A 16,778-nucleotide genomic window follows, 5' to 3' on the forward strand; every position below is an offset into this window, starting at 1 on the left:
AAACTCGGCGAAATGATCGCCACGGTGGTGTGGGGCACGGGCAACGTCGGCCGTGCGGCAATCCGGGCCGTCGACGCCCATCCGGCGCTGGAGCTGACCGCCGTGCTGGTCCACGACCCGGCGAAGGTCGGCAAGGACGCGGGCGCGCTGGCGGGCGTCGGGGACCTCGGGGTCGCCGCGACCGACGACATCGACGCCGTGCTGGCCGCGAGCCCGCGAGCCGTCGTCTACGCCGCTTCCGGCGACGTCCGGTTCGACGACGCGCTCGCCGACATCGTCCGCGCGGTCGGGACGGGCGCGGTCGTCGTGACGCCGGCGCTCTACCCGCTCTACGACCAGCGCAACGCGCCCCCGGAGCTGCGCGACCCGGTGCTGGCCGCGATCAAGGACGGCGGCGGCTCGCTGTTCGTCTCCGGCGTCGACCCCGGCTGGGGCAACGACGTGCTGCCGCTGCTGATCAGCGGGCTCGGCACGGACGTCGACGTCATCCGCTGCCAGGAGATCTTCGACTACTCGACCTACGAGCAGCCCGACTCCGTCCGGTACCTGGTCGGCATGGGCCAGCCGATGGACTACGACCCGCCGATGCTGATGACCGGCGTCCCGTCGATGGTCTGGGGCGGACAGGTCCGGCTGATCGCGCGCGGCCTCGGCGTCGAGGTGGACGAACTCCGCGAGACGCTGCAACGGCGTCCCCTCGAGGAAACCGTGTCCACGCGGACCATGGGCGAGTTCGAGAAGGGCACGCAGGGCGCGGTCCGGTTCGAGGTGCAGGGCATCGTCGACGGCGAACCGCGGATCGTCATCGAGCACGTCACGCGCATCCACCCGTCGTGCGCGCCGGACTGGCCCACGCCACCCAGCGGCGACGGCGCCCACCGCGTGATCATCGAAGGCCGGCCGCGCATCGAGGTCAGCGTCGAGGCGAGCGACGAAGGCGAAAACCGGTCCGCGGGCGGCAATGCCACCGCCGTCGGCCGGCTCGTCGGCGCGATCGACTGGCTGGCCGAGGCGGAACCCGGCCTCTACGACGCACTCGACATCCCGCTGCGCCCGGCAGCCGGCAAGCTCGGAAGGAGGCGCTCGTGAACATCGACATCCCCGAGGGCAAGGACCCGATCGGGTACGTGTGGGGCGAGATGGTGCCCGGCATCGGGATCGCCGCGTCGCAGTTCTCGCTGGCGGTGTACTCGCACACCACGCTGGGGCTGCGGGAGTTCGAGGCCGCGCGGCTGCGGATCGCGCAGATCAACGGGTGCGTCTTCTGCCTGGACTGGCGCACCGAGCGCGACGGCGTCAAGGTCGAGCCGGAGTTCGCGGACGCCGTCTCGGAGTGGCGCACCACCGAGCTCTTCGACGAGCGCACGCGGCTCGCGGCGGAGTACGCCGAGCGGTACGCGACCGACCACCACAACCTGGACGACGAGTTCTGGAAGCGGATGTCCGCGCAGTACACGCAGAAGGAGATCGTCGAGCTGTCCATGAGCCTGGGTTCGTGGCTGGCTTTCGGGCGCCTCAACCACGTCCTGGGCCTGGACACCGTCTGCGTCCTGCCGTCCCACCGGTCGTGAGTGGGAAACAGGGTTAGAACCCTGTTTCCCACTCACGAGGACTTGCGCCGGGCTAGAAGTCCGTGGCGATGATCTTCTCGATGTTGCGCTCGGCGAGTGCCGTGATCGTCACGAACGGGTTCACGCTCGTGTTGCCCGGGATCAGCGAGCCGTCGATCGCGTACAGGCCCGGGTAGCCGGCCAAGCGGCCGTAGTTGTCGGTCGCCTTGCCGAGCACCGCGCCGCCGAGCGGGTGGTACGTCAGGTGGTCGCCCCAGATCTTGTACACGCCGAAGAGGTCCGTGCGGTAGATCGTGCCCTCCTTCGCGTTGATCTTGTCGAAGATGGTCTTCGCCATGTCGATCCCCGGCTGCTTCCAGGCCGTCTGCCAGTTGAGGTCGACGTTCCCCGTCGCCGGGTTGTAGGTGAACTGGGCGCGGTTCGGGTTCTTCGTGATCGACAGGTAGAACGACGCCCACGTCTCGATCCCGGTCGGCAGCGGCGCCACCTCGGCGAACGCGCCGCCCGCGGCCCAGTTGTCGATGCCGCCGCAGGGGATGGACGACTGGAGGCTGCCGGTCGGGTCCCAGATCTGGTTGGCGCGCCCGACCATCACGTTCCCGTTGTCACCCCAGCCCTTCCCGACCTCGCCGTTGAGGTTGGGCAGCGCGCCGGTGGCCTTCAGCTTGACCAGCAGCTTGCTCGTGCCGACGCTGCCCGCGGCGAAGAACACCTTGTCCGCGGTGACGCCCTTGGTCGCGATCACCCCGCCCGAGGTGTTCAGCTGCTCCAGCGTCACCGCGTACCCGCCGCCGGCCGCGAGCGTCACCGACGTCACCCGGTGCAGCGGCGAGATGGTCACCCGGCCGGTCGCCCTGATCTGCGGCAGGTAGGTCTTCTGCAGGGACTTCTTGCCGTAGTTGTTGCCGTACAGGATTTCCCCGGCCAGGGCCGACCGCGGCACGGTGTTGGCCTGCTCCTGCTGCATGTAGTTCCAGTCGTAGACGTCCGGGACGAAGACGAACGGGAACCCGGACCGCTGCGCCTGCTTCCGGCCGACGCGCGCGTACTGGTAGCACTCGGCGGAGTCGAACCAGGTGGGGTCGACCAGGCCGACGCCGAGACCGGCGTTGGCGCGCGGGTAGTAGGTGCCGTACATCTCGTCGGCGTTGACCGTCGGGAGGATCGCGCCGAAGTTCTCCCGCTTGGGCGTGACGGCCATGCCGCCGTTGACGAGCGAGCCGCCGCCGACGCCGCGGCCCTGGTACACGATGATCCCGCCGAACTCCTCCGCGTCGAGGATGCCGGTGTACTTCGGGATGTCCTTGTCGATCGGGAACCCGAGGAAGTTGGACAGCGGCTGCTTCGTCCTGGTGCGCAACCAGAACGAGCGCTGGTCCGGGCTGGTCGTGTTCGCGAAGATCTTGCCGTCCGAGCCGGGCGTGTCCCAGGCCATGCCCATTTCGACGAGCTGGACGTCGACGCCGGCCTGGGCCAGGCGCAGGGCCGCGACCGAGCCGCCGTAGCCCGACCCGATCACCAAGGCGGGCACGCGCGCGGCGTCGGCGATGGTGGCGGCGGCCGCCCGGCTCCCCACAGCCGCGGCCGCCAAGATAGAACCAGTTCCAGCAATGAAAAGACGACGGGAAACTTGCCCAGAAGCCGTTCTCCATACGGATTCGTCACGCATGTGATAGTCCTCACCGTTGAGGTATATTAGAACAGGTTATAACTCAGTGGTGCAGACAAGTCGACATATACCCGCGAGTAACCTCCCCGGGTTGCGCGAGGATTCCGCTGAATGGGCCATGATGGACGACTGTGGAGTCGACCCGAGTGGACCGCTGGCTCTGGGCGGTCCGGCTGACGAAGACGCGTCCGGACGCCGCGGCCGCGTGCCGGGGCGGGCACGTGCGCGTGAACGACAAGCCGGCCAAGCCCGCGACGACCGTCGTGCCGGGTGACGAAGTCCGCCTGCGCATCGGCGGGACGACCAGGATCCTCGACGTGGTACGGGTGATCCAGAAACGCGTGGGCGCGCCGGACGCGGTGACGTGCTACGTGGACCGGACGCCGAAGCCGCCGCCGGAGACGGCGATCCCGGTCGCCCGGCGCGACCGCGGCGCGGGCCGTCCGACCAAAAGGGAGCGCCGCGTGCTGGACGCATTCCGGCAGCAGGAGTTCTGATTTGTTGCGATCGAACCATTTCCGAAATGGGACGATCGCAACAAGGCCGAAGTGATTCGGCCGGGCCGACGAATGCGCGAGGGTTACGCGGGACTGAGGAACTCGAGCCGGTTGCCCAGGCAATCGTGGGTGTAGAACCGGCGATGCCCGGGGAAGCCGTCGTCCCAGTCGACGTCGGCGCCGTGCCGCCGCAGCCGGTCGGCCAGCGCGTCGAGGTCGTCGACGAGGATGCCCGGGTGGGCCTTGCGCGCCGGGCGGAAGTCCTCTTCGACGCCGAGGTGGAGTTCGAGGCCGCCGGTCCGCAGCCAGAGCCCGCCGCGGCCGGCGAGCGCGGGCGGCTTCGGGATCTCGGTCAGGCCGAGCACGCCGACGTAGAACGCGCGGCAGCGGTCCTCGCTGGCCGGCTCGATGGCGAGCTGGACGTGGTGCAGTCCGAAGGTCATGCCCCCAGGGTGCCACCCGGCCGATGGTCATTTCGCGTGATGACCTAGTTATCGCCGTCGCGCGCGGGAATTCACCGCGGATAACGGGGACTTCGCCCGGCGCGGGTCCGTCCGGGGCGAAAACGGGTAGTCCCCCCGCCGGATGGAGGGGAACGATGACAACCGCGGAAGAAGCCCCGGACCGCCTGCTCGCGGCGGCCCGGCCACTGGTGGTGCGCTACTGCCGAGCCCGTCTCGGCGCTCGGCCCGACGCCTGGCGCTCGGCCGACGACGTCGCCCAGGACGTGTGCGTCGCCCTGCTGAAGGCCCTGCCCGGCCGGCCCCCGGACCGGCCGTTCCCGAACTTCGTGTGCGGCATCGCCCGCCACAAGGTCGCGGCGGCCCGCAAGGCGGCGGCCCGGCAGTGGGACGAGCCGGTGGCGGAGCTGCCCGAGGAGGTCGACGCGTCGCTGGATCCCGAGCACTACGCCCTGCGCCGCGAGCTGGGCGAGCGGATGGCGAAGCTGCTGCAGGTGCTGCCGGAGAAGCAGCGGGAGATCGTCGTGCTGCGGGTGGCGGTCGGGCTGTCGGCCGAGGAGACGGCGGAGGTGGTGGGGTCGACCCCGGGCGCGGTGCGGGTGGCGCAGCACCGGGCGCTCAGCCAGCTGCGGAAAGTGGTCGGCGGTTAGAGCTACGCTGGTTTTGTGAGCGACAGCGAGAACTTCGAAGGACGCGATGTCGGGTCCGGGATCTCCGTCATCCGCGAAAGCAGCGACGTCGTCGGCTCGGGGCCGCGCCTGCACCGGCACCCCTACACCGAGACGTTCGTGATCATCCGGGGGCGGGCCCGGTTCACCGTCGGCGACGCCGAACGCGACGGCGGCGCCGGGGACGTGCTGGTCGTCCCGGCCGGCACGCCGCACAAGTTCGCCGTGCTCGGCCCCGGTGTCTACGAGGCCGTGCACATCCACGAGAGCGACCACTTCATCACCGAATGGCTGGAGTGACGCTCAGAACCCGCCTTCGCCGATCATGCCGCGCAGCTTCGTCAGCGCGCGGTACTGCGTGATGCGGACGTTGCCGGCGGAGATGCCCAGCGCCTCCGCCGTCTCGTTCGCCGACAGGCCGACGACGATCCGCAGCGACAGGATCTCCTGGTGCAGCGGCGGCAGCGACGCCATGAGCTTGCCCAGCCGGGCACCGAGGTCGAGGTCGAGCACGTGGGTCTCCGGCTCGTTGCCGCCGAGCGGCCGGTCCGGCAGCTCCGGCACGGGCTTCGACCGGTCGCGCGCCACCGAGCGGAAGGCGTCGGCGACCTTGTTCGCGGCGATGGCGCGCACGAGGTAGAGGAACGAGCCGCCGCGGTCCTGGTAGCCGGGCAGCACCTTCAGCACGGCCAGGCACACCTCCTGCGCGACGTCGTCGGCCGACAGGTAGGACAGGTCGCGCCCGCCGATCCGGGCGCGGCAGTAACGCACGACCGTCGGCTTGATCAGGCGCAGCAGCGCTTGGACGGCGTCCGCGTCGCCGGTGCGGGCCGCCGCCACGAACGGGTCGAGCTGCTCCTTCGTCAGCTTCCCGTCCGGGCGCGGCAGCTCCTCGAGCACGACGTAGCCGTCGACCGCCGTCTCCGCCATCATGGTGTCCACGGGTTCCCTCCTCGCATCGTCCACCGGACCGCCACCGGGTTCCCGTCGTCCACAATGGACCACACTGGCCCGTGTCCGCTGTCCTCGGTTCCCGGTCCGACAATCGGAGTAATCGAGGCGCTGACCAGCAACGTTGCAAGGGTGTGGTTCTTGTCCAGATATTGTCCGTTAACCACAAACGGCCCACCGGGCTTACCCGGCGGTCATGCCCGCCGGGCGGGACAATTAGTGGACAGATCCTGCCGCGCGTAGCGAACCGGCCGGCCGATCCGATCCTTGGCGCGTGACCGAATCCGACCTCCCGGGAACCGAAGCCATGATCACCCATTGACCGCCGACCGGTTCGACGTCTTCCTGTGTCCCGAGGCGTCCGGCAGCGTGGAAACCGGACTGCGCGCCGCGGGACTGCGCGTTTTCCGGAGCACGTCCTTCGACGATTTCGACAAGATCGCGCTGGAACTGGCGGCGTCCCGCGTGCTGCTCGCCGGCCATTCGGCGGGTATTTTCCCGGACCACGTGCTGACGCTCGTTCCGGGGGAACCGCTGCCGGACCTCGTCCGGCGGGTGCGCGAAAGGGCCGCCGGCGGTCTCGGTTCCTCGCTGCTGTGGACTGTCCACAGTGAACTCGTCGCGCGGCGGGCGGTCCTGGTCCGCGGCCTGCCGGGCGTCGGCAAGACGGTGCTGGCCGAGCAGTACGCGTGCCTGGCCGGCCGGTTCGGCGGCCGGGTGCTGCGGACGGGCCCGTTCGGCCACCTCGACCCGGACGACTTCCTGCCCCAGTTCCACCTCGCGCTGGCGGCGGCCGCGGGGACGGTGGAGGACGGGTTCGACCGGTTGCGCAAGCGGCTGGCGGCCCGCATCGACGCGGCGGGCGCGCGGGTGCTGGTGCTGGTCGACGACGTCCCGGCGGGGGTACCACCGGGCGAGCTGGCCCGGGTGCTGCTGCCGGCGAGGGCGGTCCGCACGCTCCTGACGAGCCGAGCGGCCCACTGGCCCGGGGCGACGGTGGAGGTGCCGGGGCTGACGGTTTCCGAGGGTCTGCGACTGCTGCCGTCGGGGGCGGGGTTCATCACCCGCTGCGACGGCCACCCGATGACCCTGCGGGCGGCGGCGTTCCTGCTGCGGGAGCGGGGGTCTTCGCCGGCGCCTTCGCTGGACCCGGCCCCGCACGCGATCCGCGAGGTGCTCCTGCGCCCGGGCCGACCGGGGTCGTCGCCGGAGGAGCTGCCGGACACGGCACCGCACGCGATCCGCGAGGTGCTCCTGCGGCTGGGCCGGCCGGCGTGCGAGCTGCTGCGGCTGGGATCGGTGCTGGCGCCGGCGCCGGTCCCGGCCGAGGTGGCGCGTTGCGCGGTGGCGGGTGCGGAGTTCGAGGCGGCGGTGGAAGAGCTGGTCGCGCGGGGGTTCGCGTGGCGGGTGGCGGGTGGTCTGCGGCTTCAGGGACTGGCGGTGGAGGTGGCCTGCGGGGTCTTCGGGGAGCCGGCTGCCGGTGAAGCTGCGGAGGCGGTGTTGAGCGGGTTGGCCGGTAGCTCAGCTGGCCGCCCGGGCGCGGTTCGACCGGCTGGCGCCTCGACGCTGGAGCGCGGGAGGGCCGCTGGACCGGCCGGCGCCTCGCCGCGCGCAGGCGAACCCGCCCCTGGCCGCACAAGCGCGGCCGAGCAGGCGAAGACTCCCGGGCCGACCGGGTCCGCGCCGCTCCCACCCGAACCCGCGCCTAGCCGTGCAAGCGCGGCCGAGCAGGCGCCCACCGGGTCTGCGCAGGCCCAACCCAACGCAGCCGAACCGGCCGACGCATCCGCGCCGGATCGACCCACCCGCGCAGCCGAACCAGCCGGCCGGCCGAGCGCAGTCACCCACACGTACCTCATCCAGCACGCCCGCGTACTCGCCGAACACAGCCCAGCCCACCGGGTCGCCCTGTTGCGGCCCGTCGCGGCCGCGCACGAAACCCACGGTGATCCCGCCACCGCCGGCGAGATCCACGCCGCCATCCTCTCCAGCGGGGAAGCCACCCCCGCGGACTTCGGCGCCGCGGCCCGGGCCGAACTCGCCTGCGGGCTCGTCTCCGAAGCCCTCGCCCACGCGCGCCAGGCCCTGGCCGGCGGCCACCAAGCCGCCGCGCCCATCGCCGCTCAAGCCCTCTACCTCGCCGAAGCCGCCCGGGATGCCCCCTGACCCTCACTCGTTCTGCCAGCGGATCCCGTACGCGAAGCCCGGCGCGAGGTGGCGGAACCGGACGTGGACCTCGCCCGCCGCGTCGGGCTTCAGCTCCTCGCCGCGCGGTGATCGCGTGTCGTTCTGGAACGCCTTCTCCAGCAGGATGATCCTTGCCGGCACCTTGTCGCCGAAGCGGACGTGCAGGTCGAACAGGTCGCACGGGTGCCGCGGGACGCAGATGTAGTGCGGCTGGCGCATGTTCGCCCGGAACCGCAGCCCGATGTCGTGCCGCTCGCCGCGCCGCAGCGGTCCCGGCAGCCGCAACGCCAGCCCGATCCGGTCACTCGACTCCATCGCGCGGCCGGCGAGCGCGCCGCCGTGGAACACGTCGACCTCCAGATCCGACTCGCGCACCGAATCGCCGGATTCGGCGCCCGCGGTGAGCGTCAACGCCAGGTCGAGCTCGGCGATTTCGTCGGCGTCGGCGACGACCCGGCGGAATTCGAACGCCTCGGCCACCGGCTGGTCGAGTGCGAGCGTCACGCGCAGTTCTTCGGTGTGCCAACTGCGGCTCGGATAGCGCGGCCGCGGATCCGGTCCGCCCGCCGCGACGGCCATTGCCGCGACCTGCTCGATTCCTTCGTCGATCCGGCGCCGGACCGTCCGGTCGTCGCGGTCGAGCGTGATCGCCGCCCAATGCACCCGTTCCTGGTAGAACGGTTTTCGGGCCTGCTCGTCCAGCGCGAACGCCGCCCGCAGAGCGATCTTCAGGTCGTCGGGCAACGACTCGACGAGCGGCCGCAATCGGTCGGTGAGTTTACGCCGCACCTCCACCGAGTCGTCATCTTCCAAAATGCCACAGGTGGCGCGCAAAGCGGGTCCGACGCGATCCGCGAGCGGTGTGGTGAAAATTCCCCGCCCTTTGCGCAGAACCTTCAACTCACCGACCACGTCCGCCGCACTGAGGTCCACCGTTCCTCCCTCGCCCTTCCCGCCGGGCATCAATATTCGTCAGCGCCGACGCCGATGTCCAGTCGATCAAGCGGCGGCAAACGGATCGTTATCCGCCGCATTCTTGGCGGGCAACACCGATTTCGCGCGGAAAAGCACCGGCCCCCACCCGGCGGCCGAACGCCGGTGCGTCGAAAACGTCGAACGCCCCCCGCGCCACCCCGGCGGGTGATCATGGGGTGGCCGGGGGTGGACCCGGGTACTTGTTGATCATGAGCCCGAAGGTGTGGCGCCTGCTGATCTCGGGGTCGCTGCGGCTGTTCCTGATCAGCGCCGTGCCGGCCGCCGCGCACCTGTCCCTGTTCGTGGGGGTGGTCGCGACGGTGATCGCGTTCGTCGTGCCGGCGCCGCGGACGCCGCACCAGCGCCTGGACCCCTAGGCCGCCACGACGCGCGCCAAGACGGCCGGGACCGCCCGCTCCAGCTCGGCCGCGGCGTCCTCGCCGCCGGCCAGGTGCCGGAGCAGGGCCTGCTGGAACAGGCCGTCGAACAGCGCGTACGCGACGGACCGCGGCACGCTCGCCGGCACGGACGCCAGCTCGGCGTAGCGCGCGACGACGTGGTCGATCATCTCTTCGCGGCGCCGGTCGATCTCGAGCACGTCGGCGCGGAAGGACTCCTCGAACAGGCTCTGGTTGCGCAGGTCGTACCAGAGCCGGTGCATCTTGGCGTCCGCGCGCAGCGTCGCGCCCATCGCCGCCGCGAAGTCGCGTTCCAGCTCCGCCGCCGTCCGCGCGCGGGCCACGATCTCGTCGTACCGCGTGACGCACACTTCCTCGAACCGGCGCACGCAGTGGGTCAGCAAGTCGACTTTGTCGGCGAAGTAGTAGTGCAGGACGCCGTGCGAGAACTCGGAGTTCTGCGCGATCTCCCGCAGGCTGGTGCGCGCGTAGCCGAGCTCGGCCAGGGTCTGCAGCGCCGACTCGGCCAGCTGGGCCCGGCGGTCGGCGAACTTGTCCACCCCGCGGCGCGAGATCCGGTCGCGGGTCCGCTCCTTCGCCTCTGTCACCTGCACCGTCCGTCGCGTCGTGGGCTGCCGGTTTCATTCTATCGGCCCGTTGACCAGCTGCTTTACCGCGCCAGTTCTCGCCGTACGTCCGCCGGCGTAGGGGCGATTGCCGTACGGCGGGGGACGACCGCGGCCGCCCGGCGCACGACCATGGGACACGCCACGAAGGAGGCACCCATGACCCAGCCCGTGGAAACCACCGGCCTCACCAAGCGCTACGGACCCACCGCCGCCGTCGAGGGGCTCGACCTGACGGTGCGCGCCGGCGAGGTCTACGGCTTCCTCGGCCCGAACGGCGCCGGCAAGACCACCACGTTGCGGATGCTGCTCGGCCTGATCCGGCCCACCTCCGGCCGCGTCCGGGTGCTCGGCGCCGAACCGGGGCCCGGCAGCCTCGCCCGCGTCGGCGCGCTGATCGAAGGGCCCGCCTTCTACCCGTACCTGTCCGGCCGGGCCAACCTGCGCGTCCTCGCCGACCACGCCGGCGTGCCGCGCACCCGCGTCGACGCCGTGCTCGACGTCGTCAGCCTCGCCGACCGCGCGAAGGACCGGTATTCGGCGTATTCGCTCGGCATGAAGCAGCGGCTCGGCCTGGCCGCGGCGCTGCTGAAGGAGCCCGAGCTGGTCGTGCTCGACGAGCCGACCAACGGCCTCGACCCGGCCGGCATGGCCGACATGCGGGTCACCCTCCGCAAGCTCGCCGCCGGCGGCTGCACCGTGCTGCTGTCCAGCCACCTGCTGGCCGAGGTCGAGCAGATCTGCGACCGCGTCGGCGTGCTCGACCACGGCCGGCTGGTCACCGAAACCACGGTCGCGGACCTGCGCGCGGGCGGCGCGCTGCGCGTCGTCGCCGACCCGCTCGACCGGGCCCGGGACCACCTGCGCCGGCTCTACGACACCGTCCGCGTCGACGGTGACGCGCTCGAACTCGACGTCGACCGCGGCGAAGCCGGGCGGGTCAACGCCGAGCTCGTCGGCGCCGGGCTGACCGTCACCGAGCTGCGCTGGCGCGAACCCGACCTGGAACAGACCTTCCTCACCCTCACCGGAGGTACCGGCCGTGCTGCGTGACATCCGCGCCGAACTGACCAAGCAGGCCCGCCGCCCGGCGAGCTGGCTGCTGCTCGCCGTCGCCCTCGTGCTGTCGCTGACGTTCGGCTACGCCGTCCCCTACGCCGGGTTGAGCGGCGCCGCCGGGCCGCCCGGCCCGGCGCGCGGCCTGGATGCGCTGCTGCCCGGCGCGTTCGTCGGCAGCGCCCTCGGCGGGCTGCCGATCTTCGTCGGCGCCCTCGCGCTGATCTTCGGCGTGCTCGTCGCGGGCAGCGAATACGGCTACGGCACGTGGAAGACCGTGCTGGTGCAGCACCCGTCGCGCATCGCCGTCTTCGCCGCGAAGCTGGTCACCGTCGCGGTCGGCGCGCTCGCCGTGGTGCTCGCGCTGCTGGCCGCGACCGCGGGCGCGAGCGTGCTCGTCGCGTCCCTGAAGGACCAGCCGGTGGTCTGGCCGGCGGTCTCCGACGTCCTGCTCGGCCTCGGCGCCGGCTGGCTCGTCACGACGATGTGGGGCGCGCTCGGCGTGCTGCTCGCCGTCGGGCTGCGCTCGGTCGCGCTGCCGATCGGGCTCGGCCTCGTGTGGCTGCTCGCCGTGCAGAACCTGCTCGCATCGATCGCCGCGCCGCTGCTGGACTGGGTCGCGCAGCTGCAGAAGGCGTTGCCCGGGCCGAATGCCGGCGCGCTCGCGGCCGCGTTCGGGGCGAGCGCGCCGGGTGTCGACCCGATCGTGGGATCCGGGCAGGCCGCCGTCGTGCTGGGCGCGTACCTGGTCGCCTTCGCCGTGCTCGGCGGCTGGCTGCTGCACCGCCGCGACATCGCCTGACGCGGGGGTACCGGCCACCGGTGCGGTGAGCCGGGGCGCGCGTCCGTCCGGTGTAGTGTTTGCCGGTCCGACCGGCGGGTGACCCACGTGAGGTGCCATGACAGTGCGGCGGTACCCAGTCGCGGCCCTGCTCGTCTTCCTCACGGTGGCCCTGGTCGTGGTCAACGGCTTCGCGTTCTGGGGCGACACCCTCGCCCTCTGGATCGACGACGCCATGCAGCTGAGCGCCGGGGTCGGCGCGGTCGTCTGCGGCGTGCTCGCCGCGCGCCGCGTCCGCGGGCACCAGCGCTGGTGGCGGGTGCTCGTCGCGATCGGGATGACCGGCTGGTCGCTCGGCCAGTGCGCGTGGTCGTGGTACCAGCTGGTCGACGGGCGCGGCCTGCCGTCGCCGTCCCTGGCCGACGTCGGCTACCTGAGCTTCCCGCTGTTCGCGCTCGCCGCGCTGTTCGTCCTGGCCCGGGCGCGGGTCCGGCCGGACCGCGAACGCTGGCAGCCCGCCCAGTGGACCGCGCACTTCGGCGTCGCGGTGGTGCTCGACGGCCTGATCGTCACCGGCTCGCTGTTCATCCTCACCTGGACCGCCGCGCTCGGGCAGCTGGTCCGGGCCACCGCTCCGGACAAGCTGACCTGGGCCGTCGCCATCTCCTACCCGCTGTCGGACCTCGTGATCGTGGTCGTCGCGGTGCTGCTGGTCGTGTTCGACCGGGTGGACCGGCCCTACCGGGCGAACCTGCTGCTGGCCGCCGTCGGGATCGTGGCGCTGGCCTGCTCCGACAGCGTGTTCGCCTACCTCGTCAGCATCGGCGCGGAGAGCATGAAGCCGTGGTCGGACGGCGGGTTCGTGCTGGGGCCGCTGTTCATCGCGTTCGCGCTGCTGGTGACGCCCGGTTCGCGACGCCGCGAGGACGCGGGCCCGGCCGCCGGGGTCGACTGGTGGCAGCTCGCGCTGCCCTACGTCCCGGTCACCGCCGTCGCGCTGCTGATCACCGTGCAGCTGGTGGCCGGCGCCGGCCCGGACGGCGTCGAGGTCTTCGTCGGCGTGCTCGTGGTGTTCCTCGTGCTCGCCCGGCAGCTGCTTTCCTTGCTGGACAACCGGTTGCTGCTGCGGCGGGTGTACGAGGGCCAGCAGCAGCTGACCCACCAGGCCTACCACGACCCGCTGACCGGCCTGGCCAACCGCGCGCTGTTCGCCGACCGGCTGGACCGGGCCGTCGAGGTCCCCGACCGGCCGCTCGTGCTGATCTTCGTCGACCTCGACGACTTCAAGGAGGTCAACGACCGGTTCGGGCACGCGGGCGGCGACGTCCTGCTGCACGCCGTCGCCCAGCGGCTGCTGAGCTGCGTGCGCGCGGGCGACACCGTCGCGCGGCTGGGCGGCGACGAGTTCGCGATCCTGCTGGAAGGCGAGCTGGACGCGCCGCAGGCCGTCGCCGACCGGATCCAGGGCGCGCTGCGGCGGCCGTTCGCCGTGCACGGCACGCTCGTGTCGGTCCGCGCGAGCATGGGCCTGGTCGTGCCGGACCCGGCCGAGCCGCTGGTGACGTCGGACGTGCTGCTGGGCCGCGCGGACACGTCGATGTACGCGGGCAAGCGGCTGGGCAAGGACACGACGGTCGTCTACCGCCCGTCGCAGGACGGCCCGCCGGACTTCCCGTCCGCGCTGCGGCGCGCGTCGGGTGGCATCCCGGAGGGGTTCGGCCTCGTGTTCCAGCCGATCGTCAGGCTGGCCGGCGAGGTCCCGGTCGCCGTGGAGGCGCTGGCCCGCTGGACCACGCGCGACGGCACGGTGGTGTCACCGGAGACGTTCGTCCGCGCGGCCGAGGGGGCCGGGCTGGGTGCCGAGCTGGACGCGCTGGTGCTGGACCTGGCGTGCCGCGAGATCACGACGGCCGGGCTGGACCTGACGGTGCACGTCAACGTGTGCGCGAGCCGCCTCGGCGCGGCGGCGCTGGAGCGCAGCGTCGCGTCCGCGCTGGAGCGCTACCGGCTGCCGCCGTCCCGGCTGGTCGTCGAGATCACCGAGACGGTCCCGGTCCCGGACCTGGCCGCGGGCGCGGCGGCGATCCGGCGGCTGCAGGAGCTGGGCGTCCGGGTGGCGCTGGACGACTTCGGGGCGGGGTACAGCTCGCTGACGGTGCTGCACGCGCTGCCGGTCGACCTGATCAAGCTGGACCGGGCGCTGACGACGGGGGTGCAGCCGGAGCGGGACGCGGCGCTGTGCCGGTCGCTGGTTGGGCTGTGCGCGGAGCTGGAGCTGGACGTGGTCGCCGAGGGGATCGAGACGGCCGAGCAGGCGTCGCTCGTGACGCGGGCGGGGTGCACGACCGCGCAGGGGTACCTGTACGGCCGCCCGGCCCCCCTCTCCGCGCTGCGCTTGTCGGCGATCTCGGCGGGGTGAGCGGGGCCGGGCGCTCGTCAGTCCGCGTGCACCCCGGGCGGGAGGACGCCGTAGATCGTCGCCGTCGAGCCCGCGCCCCGGCGGTTGATCGGCCCGCCCACCAGGACCCACGCCCCCGTCGTCGGGAGGGCCTTCAGGTTCGCCAGGATCTCCAGGCTGATCCGGTGGCGCCGGTAGACCAGCTTCGACACCGTGTACGTCTCGTCGGTGCCGACGTCCGGGCTGAACGTGTCGGTGCCCGTGCCGCCGCGGCGGCCGAGCCGGCCCGTGTCGATCAGCCACTTCACCGCCGGGATCGAGAACCCGGGCTGGTGCAGCACGCCGTCGGCGCCGGTGTTCGGGTAGGCCGGGGTGCCCCACTTCGCGTCCCAGCCGGTCCACAGCACCACGACGGACTCGTCGGGGATGCGGCCGTGGCGCTTCTCCCACGCCTTGAGGTCGTCGATCGTCACGGCGTAGTCCGGGTTGCCCGCGGCCTTAGCTCTCACGTCGATCTTGACGGCGGGCCGGAATAGATCCGCCGGGTCCATGTCGTCGGCGAGGGGTTCGCCCGTGTTGAAGTGGCCCGGCGCGCCCCAGTGCGTTCCGGTGTGTTCGCCTTCGCGGACGAACTGGAGGTAGTAGCCGTCGTCCGGGATGGTGGCGATGGTCTCCAGCTCGAAGGCCGGGTCGCCGGGGAAGACGTTCGTCGTGGCGGGGTCGTTGACGTGCGACAGGTTGACCAGGTTCAGCTGGTCGAGCCGGACCGGCGGCGCCGTCGCGGCCTGGGCGGTCCGCCCGGACAGCGCGGCACCGAACACCCCGGCCAGGCCCGCGGCCAGCACCCTGCGTCTCATCGGCATTGAGGATCCCTTTCACCGGAACACCGCCCGTACGGTGCGGCCTGCTCGGTGATATCACCCGAGCCGCGCGGGGCCAAGGAGTTGAGCGAGGATGGACGCATGGACGACGACATCGAAGACCACGCCGACGAAGGCATCCTCGACCCGGAGGACACGCTGGTCGACCGCGACGAGCTGGCGGAGGGTTATTCCCCGCCGGAACGCCCGCGGGAAACGGAAGAGTGGGGCACGACCGCGCGTGAGACCGCGGAGGGCGAGAGCTGGGAAGGCCGCCTGGCGCGCGAGGTCCCGGACCTGGCCGACGACGAAGGCGACGGCCTCGGCGACAGCGAGGACACCGACGGCGAGCTGATCGACGACGAGGTCGGCGACGTCCGCGCGGGCCGTCTGGTGGCGACGGACGAGGGCTTCGGCGAGGACTCCGACGAAGAGCTGTACGCGTCCGACGCGGGCGTCGACGGCGGCGCGGCCTCTGCGGAGGAAGCGGCCGTCCACGTGATCGACCCGTCCCGGCGGTGGTGACGAGCCGGACCCGCCCCCTCGACGGGTCCGGCCCTTTTTTCGCGACCGGCCTAATCCTTTCCCCCGTCCGGCGCGTGGGGTAGGCGGCAGAGCGGTCGTGTCCGGATCCGGCCGGGTTCGCTCGCCCTGCCGGAAAGGGACACGGGATGCTCGAGGGGCTGCTGACACCCGGCGCGGGCGCGCTGTACGACGCGATGGTGCGCACCGGGCCGCTACCGCTGGACGACCCGCGGGCCGAGAGCCCGGAGATGCGGGAGCTGTTCGACCGCGGGTTCGTGCGCCGCGACTACCGCGAAGACCCGGTGATCGCGCCGATGGAACCGGTGCGCGCGGTCGACCACGCCATCCTCGGCGCGCAGCAGCAGCTGCTGGAGCAGCAGCGGCAGATCGTCGCCGCGCGCCAGCAGCTGGACGTGCTGCAGGCGGTGTACCGGGCGGCGAACGGCGCGGGCGGCGACTCGGCCGTCGAGGTGCTGACGGACCCCCGGCGCATCGGCTCGCTGTCGCTGGAGCTGTGCCTGTCCGCGCGCGAGGAGTTCCTGACGTTCACGACGCACCACTTCAAGCGCAAGCCGGACGCGGGCACGGTGATGCGCCTGCCCGAGGCGGTGACCGAGCGCGGAGTGGCGTTGCGCAACGTCTACGAGCGCGCGGCGCTGGAGTTCGAAGGGGCGAAGGAGGTCGTCGCCGCGAGCGTCGAGGCCGGCTGGACCATGCGGGTGGCCTCGGAGCTGCCGATGAAGATGGTGATCGCCGACCGCCATTCGGCGCTGGTCCCCCTGGACCCGAGCGGGATGGAGGGCGCGCTGTTCGTGCGGAGCCCGACGATCGTCGCGGCGCTGCGGATGCTGTTCGAGCTGGTGTGGGCGCAGGCGGTGGCGGTGCACGGGCCGGCGGCCCCGCCCCGCCACGGGTTGACGCCGACGCAGGCGAAGGTGCTGGACCTGCTGGCGACGGGCATGACGGACGGGGCCATCGCGCGGCACCTGGACGTCAGTGAGCGGACGGTCCGGAGGCACGTGCAGGGGCTGCTGGAGGCGCTGCAGGCGGACAACCGGGTGGCGGCGGTCTTCGCGGCGACCCGGTTGGGCTGGCTGGGCTGAGCGGCGGCCGGCCCGCTCGGCGAGGTCGCGAACGACCCATCGTTCGCGACGC

The 16,778-nt window shown here is 72.2% G+C and carries 18 protein-coding genes; 12 read left to right on the forward strand and 6 right to left on the reverse strand.

From position 1 onward, the window contains the following. Window positions 1–12: 12 nt before the first annotated feature. Window positions 13–1,089 (forward strand): dihydrodipicolinate reductase, encoded by a 1,077-nt coding sequence (locus ACIRSS_RS11580; protein ID WP_400893683.1) that lies wholly within the window; start codon window positions 13–15, stop codon window positions 1,087–1,089. After that, window positions 1,086–1,571: a carboxymuconolactone decarboxylase family protein gene (locus tag ACIRSS_RS11585; RefSeq protein ID WP_400893685.1), complete on the forward strand. Its 486-nt coding sequence runs from the start codon at window positions 1,086–1,088 to the stop codon at window positions 1,569–1,571. The genes ACIRSS_RS11580 and ACIRSS_RS11585 overlap by 4 nt, the downstream gene beginning before the upstream one ends. A 52-nt stretch (window positions 1,572–1,623) precedes the next feature. On the opposite strand, the gene ACIRSS_RS11590 is transcribed toward ACIRSS_RS11585, so the two are convergent. Then, the gene (locus tag ACIRSS_RS11590; protein WP_400893687.1) at window positions 1,624–3,162 is read right to left on the reverse strand and encodes a GMC oxidoreductase; all 1,539 of its coding nucleotides are present in this window, start codon (window positions 3,160–3,162) and stop codon (window positions 1,624–1,626) included. Between the two features lie 209 nt (window positions 3,163–3,371). Here ACIRSS_RS11590 and ACIRSS_RS11595 point away from each other — a divergent pair, with 209 nt between their 5' ends. Then, window positions 3,372–3,737 (forward strand): RNA-binding S4 domain-containing protein, encoded by a 366-nt coding sequence (locus ACIRSS_RS11595; protein WP_364462582.1) that lies wholly within the window; start codon window positions 3,372–3,374, stop codon window positions 3,735–3,737. An 83-nt stretch (window positions 3,738–3,820) separates the two neighbouring features. On the opposite strand, the gene ACIRSS_RS11600 is transcribed toward ACIRSS_RS11595, so the two are convergent. Continuing rightward, window positions 3,821–4,180 carry a VOC family protein gene (locus ACIRSS_RS11600; RefSeq protein WP_400893689.1) on the reverse strand — a complete coding sequence of 120 codons (360 nt, stop codon included), beginning with the start codon at window positions 4,178–4,180 and terminating at the stop codon, window positions 3,821–3,823. 155 nt (window positions 4,181–4,335) lie between these two features. Between ACIRSS_RS11600 and shbA (ACIRSS_RS11605) the strand changes: the two genes are divergently transcribed. Both shbA (ACIRSS_RS11605) and ACIRSS_RS11610 read left to right on the forward strand, forming a co-directional pair. Further along, on the forward strand, window positions 4,336–4,848 hold the full coding sequence (gene shbA, locus ACIRSS_RS11605; RefSeq protein ID WP_400893691.1) for an RNA polymerase sigma factor ShbA: 513 nt from the start codon (window positions 4,336–4,338) through the stop codon (window positions 4,846–4,848). 15 nt (window positions 4,849–4,863) lie between these two features. Further along, a complete protein-coding gene (locus tag ACIRSS_RS11610) occupies window positions 4,864–5,166 on the forward strand; it encodes a cupin domain-containing protein (protein ID WP_400893693.1) in 303 nt (100 codons plus the stop codon). Between the two features lie 3 nt (window positions 5,167–5,169). On the opposite strand, the gene shbA (ACIRSS_RS11615) is transcribed toward ACIRSS_RS11610, so the two are convergent. Beyond that, a complete protein-coding gene (shbA, locus tag ACIRSS_RS11615) occupies window positions 5,170–5,799 on the reverse strand; it encodes an RNA polymerase sigma factor ShbA (RefSeq protein WP_400897410.1) in 630 nt (209 codons plus the stop codon). Window positions 5,800–6,135: 336 nt separating this feature from the next. Between shbA (ACIRSS_RS11615) and ACIRSS_RS11620 the strand changes: the two genes are divergently transcribed. Further along, a complete protein-coding gene (locus ACIRSS_RS11620) occupies window positions 6,136–7,983 on the forward strand; it encodes a hypothetical protein (RefSeq protein ID WP_400893694.1) in 1,848 nt (615 codons plus the stop codon). Window positions 7,984–7,986: 3 nt separating this feature from the next. Here ACIRSS_RS11620 and ACIRSS_RS11625 read toward each other — a convergent pair whose 3' ends face one another. Continuing rightward, window positions 7,987–8,799 (reverse strand): hypothetical protein, encoded by an 813-nt coding sequence (locus ACIRSS_RS11625; protein ID WP_400893696.1) that lies wholly within the window; start codon window positions 8,797–8,799, stop codon window positions 7,987–7,989. Between the two features lie 389 nt (window positions 8,800–9,188). Between ACIRSS_RS11625 and ACIRSS_RS11630 the strand changes: the two genes are divergently transcribed. Further along, the gene (locus ACIRSS_RS11630; protein WP_400893698.1) at window positions 9,189–9,356 is read left to right on the forward strand and encodes a hypothetical protein; all 168 of its coding nucleotides are present in this window, start codon (window positions 9,189–9,191) and stop codon (window positions 9,354–9,356) included. Here ACIRSS_RS11630 and ACIRSS_RS11635 read toward each other — a convergent pair. Further along, a complete protein-coding gene (locus ACIRSS_RS11635; RefSeq protein WP_400893700.1) occupies window positions 9,353–9,985 on the reverse strand; it encodes a TetR/AcrR family transcriptional regulator in 633 nt (210 codons plus the stop codon). The two genes, ACIRSS_RS11630 and ACIRSS_RS11635, sit on opposite strands and share 4 nt — an antisense overlap. A 177-nt stretch (window positions 9,986–10,162) precedes the next feature. On the opposite strand from ACIRSS_RS11635, the gene ACIRSS_RS11640 reads away from it, so the two are divergent. The 3 genes from ACIRSS_RS11640 to ACIRSS_RS11650 all read left to right on the forward strand — a co-directional run bounded on the left by ACIRSS_RS11640 (window position 10,163) and on the right by ACIRSS_RS11650 (window position 14,259). After that, entirely contained in the window at window positions 10,163–11,056 is an 894-nt protein-coding gene (locus tag ACIRSS_RS11640) for an ABC transporter ATP-binding protein (RefSeq protein ID WP_400893702.1), read from the forward strand. Next, window positions 11,046–11,861, forward strand: a complete 816-nt coding sequence (locus ACIRSS_RS11645) for an ABC transporter permease (RefSeq protein ID WP_400893704.1) — start codon at window positions 11,046–11,048, stop codon at window positions 11,859–11,861. Before ACIRSS_RS11640 ends, ACIRSS_RS11645 begins: the two co-directional genes overlap by 11 nt. A gap of 103 nt (window positions 11,862–11,964) precedes the next feature. Beyond that, on the forward strand, window positions 11,965–14,259 hold the full coding sequence (locus tag ACIRSS_RS11650; protein WP_400893706.1) for a putative bifunctional diguanylate cyclase/phosphodiesterase: 2,295 nt from the start codon (window positions 11,965–11,967) through the stop codon (window positions 14,257–14,259). 17 nt (window positions 14,260–14,276) lie between these two features. Here the strand turns inward: ACIRSS_RS11650 and ACIRSS_RS11655 are convergent, their stop codons facing one another. Next, window positions 14,277–15,101: a cyclase family protein gene (locus tag ACIRSS_RS11655; RefSeq protein ID WP_400893708.1), complete on the reverse strand. Its 825-nt coding sequence runs from the start codon at window positions 15,099–15,101 to the stop codon at window positions 14,277–14,279. Window positions 15,102–15,200: 99 nt separating this feature from the next. Here ACIRSS_RS11655 and ACIRSS_RS11660 point away from each other — a divergent pair, with 99 nt between their 5' ends. Both ACIRSS_RS11660 and ACIRSS_RS11665 read left to right on the forward strand, forming a co-directional pair. After that, window positions 15,201–15,623: a DUF5709 domain-containing protein gene (locus ACIRSS_RS11660; RefSeq protein WP_400893710.1), complete on the forward strand. Its 423-nt coding sequence runs from the start codon at window positions 15,201–15,203 to the stop codon at window positions 15,621–15,623. Window positions 15,624–15,769: 146 nt separating this feature from the next. Beyond that, window positions 15,770–16,726 (forward strand): LuxR C-terminal-related transcriptional regulator, encoded by a 957-nt coding sequence (locus ACIRSS_RS11665; RefSeq protein ID WP_400893712.1) that lies wholly within the window; start codon window positions 15,770–15,772, stop codon window positions 16,724–16,726. Window positions 16,727–16,778: the final 52 nt, after the last annotated feature.

Source organism: Amycolatopsis sp. NPDC101161 (assembly GCF_044768185.1).
Taxonomy (GTDB): domain Bacteria; phylum Actinomycetota; class Actinomycetes; order Mycobacteriales; family Pseudonocardiaceae; genus Amycolatopsis.